Source organism: Burkholderia sp. SIMBA_062 (assembly GCF_046534765.1).
Taxonomy (GTDB): Bacteria; Pseudomonadota; Gammaproteobacteria; order Burkholderiales; family Burkholderiaceae; genus Burkholderia; species Burkholderia ambifaria.
The window spans coordinates 1-11221 of sequence record NZ_JAWRYD010000064.1 but is presented as its reverse complement, the minus strand read 5'-3'; the positions used below and the strand labels follow the sequence as shown (position 1 = coordinate 11221).

Here is an 11221-nt window from a genome sequence, read left to right as displayed (position 1 = left end):
CAAATTGGCAGCATGATCGCCCCGGACGTTCCACTTAAAAATCTCAGAAATCTGTCCGAACGAGCGAGGCCACCTCTGTATGCGCAGCCGATGCGTCTCGGCCAGTTGTTCGGAGGCTACGCGTCATTGACCGAACGCCTGGCAGCAGAGCTTGTTGCCGTGCGTGACAAGCTTCGCACGCTTCCGCTCGGGGGCACGGCAATCGGAACTGGGTTCGGGGCGCCCGCCGGTTACCGCCCGGCCGTGTACTCGCATCTCCAAGGCATCACCGGCGTTGATTATCAGGCGCCGGCGAATCCGTTCGACGCGATGCAGAACATGGACGGGTTCTCGCGGGTCGCGTGAGCAAGCTTGCGCGTAAGCGCCTAGCGAACCCATCTTGAGTTTGACCGAGACGCTTGGGAGTATCGTGTCCACCTAACGAATAAGCAGACAAGTGAACACTATCGAATCGGAATCACTCCCGGAGCGTCGTCGTCGGCAACGCTACAGCGAGGAGTTCAAAGCGCAGGTGGTTGCTGCCTGCCGGGGAATCGGCGTATCGGTTGCGGCGGTCGCGCTGGAGCACAGGCTCAACGCGAATCTGCTGCGGCGCTGGATCGATCAAGCGGAAGGTCGACTTCCCAAGAGACCGCTGGGCCGTCTCCGGCCACGCCACCGTCACTGCCAGCTTTTGTGCCGTTGGCGTTGGGAACGCCGAGTCCGCATTCGCCAGAGATCCGCATCGAGGTGCGCCGGGAAGATCAGTCGATCACGGTGAGTTGGCCGGTGTCCGAGGCAACCCAGTGCGCCGCCTGGCTGCGTGAGTGGCTGCGGCGATCCGTGTCGACGAGAGCTGGCGGGCAGTCGATCCACTGGACATGCGCGCCGGTTTCGATACGGCCTTGGCGCGTGTGGTCAAGGTGTTCGGCGCCGCTCACCCACACCATGCCTATCTGTTCGCCAATCGGCGCGCCAACCGCATGAAGGTCCTGATTCACGACGGGATCGGCATCTGGCTGGCCGCGCGACGCCTGAACCAGGGGCAGTTCGCCTGGCCGCACCTCGGCAGCGAAGCCAAGCAGCGTGCCTTGACGCACGAACAGCTCGCCGGCCTGGTGCTGGGCTTGCCGTGGCAACGCATCGGCGAGGGCGGCGTGATCCGTGTCGTCTGAGTCCGGAGGGACGTAAACAGTTGCGCTTCCGCCGTCTGCAGGGTTCTGGCAGACTGGTCCGCATGAACTTGCCTGCCGACCTCGACGCACTCAGCCCGGAACAGTTGCGCGCCCTGACAGCGCAACTGATAGCCGAGGTCGAGGCGAAGGACCAGAAGATCAAGGAGAAGGAGCGGGAAGCGAGTGAGCGAGACCAAGAACTACGCTACCGGCAGACCCGTATCGATCAACTCCCCCACGAGGTCTCGGTCCTCAAGCGCCAGCAGTTCGGCCGGCGCAGCGAACAGCTCAACAGTGAGCAGATGAACCTGCTCGACGAGGCCATCGATGGCGACCTGGTTGCCGTCGAGATGGAACTCGAACAGCTTGAGCCGACACGAGTTGAACGGCCACGCGAGCAGCCGAAACGCGCACCGCTGCAGCCGCAACTGCCGCGCACCGACATCCATCACGAACCGGATAGCACGACGTGCCAGTGCGGTTGCGAACGCGTGCGCATCGGCGAGGACGTGAGCGAGAAACTGGACTACACGCCAGGCGTGTTCACGGTGGAACGGCATATCCGCGGCAAATGGGTGTGCAAAGCATGCGAGACGCTGATCCAGGCGCCGGTTCCGCCGCATGTGATCGACAAGGGCGTGCCCACTGCCGGGTTGCTCGCGCAGGTGCTGGTCGCCAAGTGCAGTTGCAGCCGCTGGTCGATGCACTCCGCCAGGCCATCCTGGAACAGGGTGTGCTGCACGCGGACGAGACGCCAGTGCAGATGCTCAGCCCCCGGCAAGGGCAAGACACACAGGGCGTACCGGTGGGCGTATACGCCGACTCAGTTCAGCGAACTGCGCGCGGTGGTCTACGAGTTCGCCGAGAGCCGCGCCGGTGCGCACGCCCGCACGTTCCTGAAGGACTGGCACGGCAAGCTGGCGTGCGATGACTACAGCGGGTACAAGGCCTCATTCCAGCACGGCATTACCGAGATCGGATGCGCGGCCCATGCCCGACGCAAGTTCTTTGAATTGCATGCCAACCACAGCAGACAGATTGCCGGGCAGGCACTGCCGTTCTTTACCGCGCTCTACGACATCGAACGGAAGGCCGTGGCATTGAATGCCGACGAACGGCAGCGGCTTCGCCAGCACCGCGCCAAACCGGTGTGCGATGCGCTCCATGAATGGCTGGTGGCACAGCGCAAACCCGTTGCGGAGGGTTCGGCAATTGCAAAGGCGCTGAACTACAGCCTGAAACGTTGGGACGCACTCACGCGCTATCTCGATGACGGGAATGTGCCGATCGACAACAACTGGGTCGAAAACCAGATCCGTCCTTGGGCAGTCGGACGGTCCAACTGGCTGTTCGCCGGATCGCTGCGTGCGGGACAGCGCGCAGCCGCCATCATGAGCTTGATCCGCTCGGCGCAGTTGAACGGGCTCGACCCGCTCGCCTATCTGAAGGACGTCCTCACACGCTTGCCGACCCACAAAGCCAGCGACATCGACGCGCTGCTGCCGCATCACTGGCAGCCTCTCTCGAGCGTCGCCTAAACTCGCTCGTCAAGACGGGTTGGCTGGCCGCTTACGCTTGCGCGACAATCTATGGCCGAAGGCCGCTCGATGGTCGAAATCCTGGACGAGTCGGGATTGCTTTCTCCAGACGAGACGGTCGCCGCGATCCGCAAGGCGTCGTACCCTGTCCTTGACGCCTGACTGATCATTGAGCAGGGCCGGCTCCGGAATGCTTCCGGAGCCGTTCTGCTTCCGGATGAAGATGAACGACAACATGCTAGGGAAAACGAAGTACTGCGGCTCCTTCAAGAGCGGCGGATTCCATTTACTTGCGAGGAACACGAGCCGCTAGTCAACATGGCGGAGTCTGGAATGCTCGCGCTTGCCGTCGAGGGCGCACGCTGCAAGAACCTGCTGCTGCAGGACAAAAAATGCCATTATTTCCTCGTTGTGACGACCGCCAGCAAGTCGCTCGATCTGGCGGGACTCTCCGAAACACTCGGCAGCAAACGTCTGTCGTTCGCCTCCGCGGACAGGCTCTTCGAGTTGCTGGGTATTCGTCCAGGTTCCTTGAGTCCGCTTGCACTGGTCAATGACATAGCCAAACGAGTGCGACTTGTCATCGACATTGAACTGGTCGACGAGGAAATGTTCCTGTTCCACCCGCTTGAGTGCGACGCGAGCGTATCGCTCTCAAGAAGTGGGCTCGATGTCTTTCTCTGCGGCATTGAACACGCAGCAGAGTGGCTGCCTCTCGCAGCAAGGATGTGGGACTGAACATCTTGTCGCTCGCGCAGAAGCGACTCTCACGGCGAAACTCACGCTCCTGCCCTTCCTGCCGAGCGTGGGCTTCGTCGCGAGGCCTTTGCACCGCGACACTCGTCAATTCGGTGCGCTCCGGGAATCGGAATTCATATATTGCTACGCCGGCTACCCACGCTCGCCGGTCGACCAGCTCGGGATTTCAATAATTTTATAAAAATTCATGAAAGAAATTATTTTCATCGCGAACTAAACTCGCCCAGCAGAAATATAAACTTGGGATACGGGGGTGAAAGATGTCGGCCATTATTCGAGCGATACGCAAGTCCATATTGACGTATCTTGCGAGTGTATTCCTCGTTTTCATGCTGAATGCGTGTGGCGGTGGAGACAATGGAATCGACACGTCCGGGCTGGCCAGTCGCACGGTATTGGTGTACCTGATCGGGTCCAATTTGACGGAATCGGCCCAGACCAGTCTGGAGCAGATGACCAGCGCGAGCACCGGCAATCAGGTCAGGTTTGTCGTGACCACCGGGGCCGGCACTGAAAGCAAAGGCGATGTCAAATGGACGAGTACGCAGCGGTGGCTCATCGCCGATGGTAGGCGAACTGAACTCGCCGCCCCCGCGCACGCCGATCTGACCAAGCCGGATGCATTGCAGGACTTTATGGTATGGGGCATCAAAACCTACACGGCTGGACGTTACGCCCTTATCCTGAATGACCATGGGGGTGCCTATGATGGATTCGGATATTCGGTGAAAGGGGACTCGCACCTGTCCCTCGATCAACTGGCTGCTGCCTTCGAAAATACAAAAAGTGCGACCGGTGCGACATTTGATCTGATCGGATTCGATGCCTGCATGATGGCGAGCGTCGAGGTGGCGGCTGCGATGAAGCCCTTCGGCCGCTATCTGGCCGCCTCGGAGGACCTCGAGTACGGCAGTTGGAATTACACCGCGATCGTTTCGGGCCTCGTCAAGAATCCTGGCATGGATGGATTGGCGCTGGGGACATTGATCGCCGACTCTTACTATGATTCTATCGTTGCTGCGGGAAATGGTGCTGAAAAAAATTCGGAGATGACCGATGATTTTACTTTCTCGGTAATCGATCTCCAAAAGATCGACTCGTTGCTACAGATTGTCAATAAGTTGGGCGATGAGCTTCGGTCGGGAAAATACAGTGTCAAAAAAATGGCCGATGTACGATCAAAAATACAATCGTTCTATACCGACTGGATCGTCAAAGCGGACGTCGTGGATCTGTTGCAACTTTCCAAAGGGATGACGGGCTTGCAGCCACCATTGGGGACCGACAGTACGGCCGTCGCTGCGCAGATAAAAAATGCGGTTGTATATCAGCGAGTCGGTTCCGCGCGCAGAGAAGTGGCCGGATTAAATATTTTCATGCCGGCTATATCGATTTACGATACCGATAAACTGAAATATTACACGTCGCTCAGATGGTTGAAGGGCGGGTACCAGGATTTTGTCGGCGACTATGCCGAGGCGCTTGAAACGGCACTGGATGTGTCGATCAACATCACTAAGCCGGCTTGCAACGGAGATGTCGTATCTTCCTATGCTTCGCTGTTTGGAACCTGGAAAACGGAAACGCCGCTGGCGCAGGTCACCTATTGGAGAAGCAAGGACGACGGCGACTATGTTACCGCGATGTTCCGTATCGATACCGCTTCGTCAATCCCCGCCAGCGATGTCGACTTTGACCCGGAAGATTTTAGAGCAATGAAGTTCAATCGTAACGACATGATCCCCACTATCAATGGCGTGCCGGTTTCCATGATTCCGACGACCACGCCGGAGGTTGGGCGTGATGTGAAATATGTGATACCGGTAGAAAGAACAGATGCCAACGGATCAGAATCCGGTTTTTTGCTTGTTAAGGAAAATCCATCGGGGAACGCCGCCGTGTCGCAATATGTTTCGACATTGGATTCGTCGGCTGGACATACAATGTGGATTGGTAACGAATGGAAGCTGGTCGCTTCGTATTGGGATAATGATAACTGGCTCCCAAATAAAAAGCAGATCATAAAGAAGCCAGGTGAAATGAATGTTGAGTTTAAAAAGGAATCGATCCCGACTTCACCGGATAAAAATTTTTATCAGAATTTCAATTTTAGATTCGGCGTAGTCGATCTCGCGAACCGGATACATCTGTCGGACGAGATCGTGGTGCAGTCTCGGGGGCAGCCATGTGGCGTGTTTCAGTAAGCACGTCTTTCCGAAGACGTGTGCGCGGATGGTCTGTCCGCGCTGCGAAAAAACTGCCGATGCGAAGGTTCAGCACCTCCTGCAGGCGCGGTATTGTGTAATGGACCGCAGGATCAAGGTCGGCGGGATAGGCGTCGGTGCGATAGGCGCCGCATGCAAAGGCCTCGAATATGTCCCACGTATGGGCCGACAAGTCGAAATTCGAAAGTCTGACCAGATGCAGCATGAGATCGAAGCATACGGGAAGGGTGAACCTGCGTTCGAGGAACGACAGCGCGACGTTGCGAGCCAACAATCAAAAACATCGTGATAATTGGGCGGTTTCGAGACGTCGATGGCTTCCAGGTACCCTTTGGACATGGCCCCGGTGGTCTGGAGATGGCGAATGATTTCATTCATGAGCGGTCGAGCCTGCGTGAAAAGACGATGTTTTTGACTGAGGATACGGAGCGTGGCGGTGATGTGCGAGTCCCCTCCCTTTCGCTAGGCGGCGGTTCGATTGTTCCGCTACACGCGGCTGCCGGCTTTCAAAAAATTCCCAAGATTTTATGGAAATTTTCGGTTGCCGCCCGGTGTAAGATTTCTCGCGCATGGTGCGCCGACTGCGATGTACGTTTGCGCTCGCTGATTGCTTCAAAGCAGTGCGTGTTTTCAACCTGCGTTGACGATTTACAGCGAGTGCGATTCCCTGGTCCAGGGCGCTTTTTTTATCAACCGCGGAATTTTGTTGCCCATCGACCGATGCAGGTGGCGTGTTTCCGGAAATTCGGGCAGATCATCGGATCGCGGGCAAGACCGTACTGATTGCTGGCGGCGCAAAGAATCTGGGTGGATTGATTGCACGGGATTTGGCTGAACAAGGCGCGAAAGCGGTCGCGATCCACTACAACAGCGAGCGCTCGAAGGCCGATGCAGTCGAAACGATCGCGGCGATCAGGGCCGCCGGTGCGGAAGCGGTCGCGTTCCAGGCCGATCTGACGGGGGCAGGCCAGGTCGAGAAGCTGTTTACGGACACGATTGCGGCGATCGGGCGGCCTGACATCGCGATCAACACGGTCGGCAAGGTGCTGAAAAAGTCGTTCACCGAGATCACGGAGGCCGAGTACGATGAAATGAGCGCGGTCAATGCGAAGTCGGCATTCTTCTTCCTGCGGGAAGCCGGTAGGCACGTGAACGACAACGGCAAGATCGTCACGCTGGTCACATCGTTGCTGGGCGCGTTCACGCCGTTCTATGCGGCATACGCAGGCACCAAGGCGCCGGTCGAGCATTACACGCGCGCGGCGGCAAAGGAATTTGGCGCGCGCGGGATTTCCGTGACGGCCGTCGGGCCCGGGCCGATGGATACGCCGTTCTTTTACCCTGCCGAGGGCGCCGACGCAGTTGCCTATCACAAGACAGCCGCCGCGCTGTCGCCATTCAGCACGACGGGCCCTCACCGACATCGAGGACGTCGTGCCGTTCATTCGTCATCTGGTGAGCGACGGCTGGTGGACCACCGGTCAGACGATCCTGATCAACGGTGGGTATACGACGAAGTAGCGCGGCGCATCCGACGCTTGTACGCGATCGAGGCTGGCGTTTACACGAGGTGCGCGATCCGCGGGTTCGGGGTGCGGATTTCCATCGTGCGGCGTCGATATCGCGAAGCGTTCGGCGGCTGCATATCCGATGGATCAACATGATGAGACCGACGACAACTCACCGCACTCGCGTGCGGCCCACGTTCGGTTCGAGTGATCGCGCCGCATTCCGCACGGACGGCGACGCCGTGCCGCAACCGGACGCCGAGACGAGACCGGTATGAATCCGCTGTCGTCGCTCATTCGCTTTGCCCGGGCACCGGCCGTCTGGGTGCCCGAATATTCGCGCGCCGCGCGTGTCGAATGGCGCGGATCGCAGGTTGCCGTGCGCGACGTACGCAACTTCCGATACCGGACGCGCAACGATTGTATGCCCGACTACTACGATGCCACGTTCGCGCTCGACGCGGTCACGACGGTCGATCTGATCGTGTCGCGCTGGACCGCCGAAGCGATCGCGCACGTATTCGTTAGTTTCGGGCTGGACGACGGCAGATACGTCGCGATCTCGATCGAGACACGCCGGCGGCACGGACAACGCTATTCGCCATACGCGGGCTTCCTGCCGCTGTACGATCTCGTGTATGTCGTCGCCGATGAGCGGGACCTGATTGGCGTACGCAGCGACGTACGCAGGGAGCGTGTGTATCTGTTCCGTGCGCACGTCACGTCCGACACCGCGCGCGCGTTGTTTGCGGATTATCTGCGCCGTGTGCATGCGCTCGAACGCAGCCCTGAGTTCTACCACACGCTGTTCAACAACTGCACGACAAACATCTTGCGTCACATCAGGGCGGTTGCGCCCGACGTCGGATACAGCTGGAAGGTTTTGCTGAGCGGCTATGCGGATCGATACGGGCACGATCTCGGCCTGCTCGATGCGTCGAGGCCGTTCGATGCGCTGAAGTCGGCGAGCCTAGTTCGACGTCCGCCGGGCGCGGAGATTGACGACGACTTCTCCGTATCGATCCGCGCGTCGTTGGCACTCGCCTCGACGCACGGGAAATGAGGCACATGCGCGCCCATCCGTTTGCGTTACGCAGATCGCGCGGTCGCGGCTGGGACAACGAGGTAAGGAACCATGGTACGACTGGTAATGCTATTGCTCGGCGTCGATTATCTGCGCACGCGGGCAACGGGAATTCTCTGTATCGGCGTTGCCTGGGCCGTCGCGGGGTTCGTCGTATTCATCGACGCGCTCGACGGCGCGATGCATTTCCCGATCATGTTGTTCGCGTGGCTGTTCCTGCTCGAAGGACTGGCGACGCTTGCGGTCGCGTGGACCGGCGTCGGCGGACAGCGCGCGCTGCGTTATGTGAAAGGCGTCGCGGTCGTGGCCGCCTCGGTGTTGATCTTCGCCGGACATCATCACGGCAACCTGATCCTGTCCATGATCTTCGGGACGTTGTTTCTCGTCGACGGGTTGCTGCAGTGCATCTCCGCATGGATCGTCCGATATCGCCGCTGGAAGGCTGCCTTCGCATGGGGCGTCTTTGAACTACTGATCGCGGTGTTCTTCTATCAGCCTTATCCGACACATTATGCGGGCACGCTGCCGTACTGTCTCGGGCTGTTCCTGATCTTCGGCGGCACGAACATGTTGGCGCTCGCCGCGCGCGTGCGGCGTCTCGACCGCAATCCGGCGTTCAATGTGTCGCGGCTGTCCGCCTTGCTGCCCGACGCCGATTCATCTACACGTGCGAGCCAGTTCGATCGCACCGAATGGGACGGTCCGCCGGCCGACCACGAGCGTGCGTTGACCGTGCACGTGTGGACGCCGGCCGGCTCGTCGAAGGCGCAAGCGCAGCACCATCCGGTGATCGACCGCTACATCGCGGCGGTCGACGTCAACGGAACGATCTCGACCGGGCACGCGGCGCTCGAATCTCCGGAAGGGATCTATATCAGCTTATATCCCGCCGCCGAGATCGACCGCTCGCCGTCGGAGTTCGGACGCATCCTGCGCGCGACACGCGAAAACGATGTGCCCGGCATGTTTCAACCAGACTACGCGACGGAGTCGAAGGCATGGTGCCCGTCGACGGTGCGCGTGCGGATCCGTAATTACGATCCGGCGAAGCTACGGGCGTTCTGGGAGCGTTACCGCACGAATCCGATCTACAACCTCACGCACCGGAACTGTTCGAGTACCGTTGCCTATGCGCTCGAGGCGGCGATCGATGGCGCGGTCGGCAGGCTGCGCGGCGACAGGACCGGGTGGGGCAGTTTTCTGCGCGTACTCGTTACACCCGAGCTGTGGGTAGCCGCGCAAATTCGCAAGCGCGCGGTGACGATGGCATGGACGCCGGGCCTCGCCCTCGACTATGCACGCGCCCTCAGCATGCTCGCCGATCCGCGGCCGTTCGCGTGGTGGAAGGCCGCACGAGTAGCCGCGGGCCGGCTGTCGCAACAGCGACGCGCATGGCGTGCACAGGACACGGGCGCCGCGCATTGATGCGGCGTAGGAACCCTGTCGCGATCAAGCTGTAAGTGTTCAGTATTAACGCTAGCCGTGTTCAGTAACGTTGCTAGCAGAAATTTGCGGAAAGGCCCCGGAGTTAAAGGCTTTTTCTAAAGTTGCTTGCCGCTGAATGGTCGTTGCATTCCTACAACAAAATCCGTGCCGATGTTCTCTAACGTTGCTAGCACGTTGCACGTGTTCTTTAATACTGCTAGCGCGTGTGTCGCGTGGAAGAGTAGGGGTCCATATGGCTTCGATCGAAGAGCGGGCCGCTCGAGCGGCGAAGGTCGCGTCCGTGCTTCGACCGTTGGGCAACGGTGTGCTTTCCCGCAAGCAGGCCGAACGAGCAGCACTGCTATTAGGCGTTCACTGCACAACCGTATATCGCCTGCGTCGTCGTTTTCTCGCAAATCCGGTCGCCAGCGCACTACAGCCAAGGCAGCCGGGTAGGGCGACCGGGGGCAGACTGGACGCCGCCGTCGAACGCGTCATCGACGAGGCCGTGCACGAATGGCTCCCCGATCAGCGACAACTTGCGCATCCCGCAACTGATCTTGTACTTGAGGTGAGACGTCGTTGTAGCGTTGCAGGTCTGTCGCCCCCAAGCAGGTCGACGATCGCTCGACGGTGGCTCTCATATCGCGAGCAGGATGCTTTGGCACGGGCTGCCCTCCCGAACGCTGCAATCGCTCCTAGCACGTTCCAGGTCCAGCATCCCTTAGATATCGTGCAGATTGATCACACGCAGGCGGACATCCTGCTCGTTAACGAGCAGGACGGACAGATTATTGGTCGACCGTGGCTATCTGTGGCTCTCGACGTTGCTACGAGATGCGTGCTTGGATTCTATGTCGCAATGGAGAGGCCGGGGGCTGCGACAGTAGGCTTACTCCTCTCGCGCGTAGTACTTCGGAAAGAGCCTTGGCTCGAAAGGCTAGGCGTTGAGGCCGACTGGCCAATGCGGGGAATCCCCCGGACACTGCACCTTGATAATGCGGCCGAATTCAAAAGCCGGGCGCTTCGCAGCGGATGTCGCGAGTACGGCATTGAACTCATGTACCGGCCGGTGGGCAAGCCGCACTTTGGTGGTCACATTGAGCGGCTGAACAGGACCTTGATGGAGCGGGTGCGTGGCTTGCCTGGTTCGACTGGATCGTCAGTCAAAGGGCGCAAGGCACGGCAAGCCGAAAAGACAGCTTCACTCACGTTGAAGCAGTTCGAGCAGTGGCTGGCTGTGGAGATCGGCAGGCGTTATCACTTCAGCCTCCACCGCGGTTTGCTGGGACTTCAGCCCGCGCAGAAGTGGCAGGAAACATGGCGAGCAGCGGATTCTCGATGCTTGCCAACCCAACCGGATGCTGAACTGAAGTTCTTGGTCCGATTCCTGCCAGTCGCGACCCGGACCATACAGCGGGACGGCCTGAAGCTCTTCCTGATCCGCTATTTGAACCGCACCGGATTTTGTGGAGGCTCCAACTCTTGAGAGAATGGAGCCATGAACAAGAAGCCAAGCAAGTTTTCC

Annotated in this window: 8 protein-coding genes and 2 pseudogenes; 9 read left to right on the top strand and 1 reads right to left on the bottom strand. The window is 59.4% G+C overall.

The window, feature by feature from the left end; genetic code table 11:
- The 9 genes and pseudogenes from SB786_RS34925 to SB786_RS34885 all read left to right on the top strand — a co-directional run.
- Positions 1–345, top strand: a 345-nt coding sequence (locus tag SB786_RS34925) for a lyase family protein (RefSeq protein ID WP_410731387.1), incomplete at its 5' end; no start/stop codon positions are given.
- A gap of 91 nt (positions 346–436) precedes the next feature.
- Positions 437–760 carry a transposase gene (locus SB786_RS34920; protein ID WP_410731386.1) on the top strand — a complete coding sequence of 108 codons (324 nt, stop codon included), beginning with the start codon at positions 437–439 and terminating at the stop codon, positions 758–760.
- A 46-nt stretch (positions 761–806) separates the two neighbouring features.
- Positions 807–1154, top strand: coding sequence for an IS66 family insertion sequence element accessory protein TnpB (gene tnpB, locus SB786_RS34915; RefSeq protein ID WP_410731385.1), 348 nt, complete (start codon positions 807–809; stop codon positions 1152–1154).
- Positions 1155–1216: 62 nt separating this feature from the next.
- Positions 1217–2692 (top strand): annotated as a pseudogene (tnpC, locus tag SB786_RS34910) (IS66 family transposase).
- Between the two features lie 333 nt (positions 2693–3025).
- On the top strand, positions 3026–3430 hold the full coding sequence (locus SB786_RS34905; RefSeq protein ID WP_410731384.1) for a YbaK/EbsC family protein: 405 nt from the start codon (positions 3026–3028) through the stop codon (positions 3428–3430).
- 281 nt (positions 3431–3711) lie between these two features.
- Entirely contained in the window at positions 3712–5655 is a 1944-nt protein-coding gene (locus SB786_RS34900) for a clostripain-related cysteine peptidase (RefSeq protein ID WP_410731383.1), read from the top strand.
- A 764-nt stretch (positions 5656–6419) separates the two neighbouring features.
- A pseudogene (locus SB786_RS34895) lies at positions 6420–7197 on the top strand (SDR family oxidoreductase).
- 261 nt (positions 7198–7458) lie between these two features.
- A complete protein-coding gene (locus tag SB786_RS34890) occupies positions 7459–8247 on the top strand; it encodes a DUF4105 domain-containing protein (protein WP_410731382.1) in 789 nt (262 codons plus the stop codon).
- Positions 8248–8319: 72 nt separating this feature from the next.
- Positions 8320–9693: an HdeD family acid-resistance protein gene (locus SB786_RS34885; protein WP_410731381.1), complete on the top strand. Its 1374-nt coding sequence runs from the start codon at positions 8320–8322 to the stop codon at positions 9691–9693.
- Between the two features lie 1204 nt (positions 9694–10897).
- On the opposite strand, the gene SB786_RS34880 is transcribed toward SB786_RS34885, so the two are convergent.
- Positions 10898–11221, bottom strand: a 324-nt coding sequence (locus SB786_RS34880) for a hypothetical protein (protein WP_410731380.1), incomplete at its 5' end; no start/stop codon positions are given.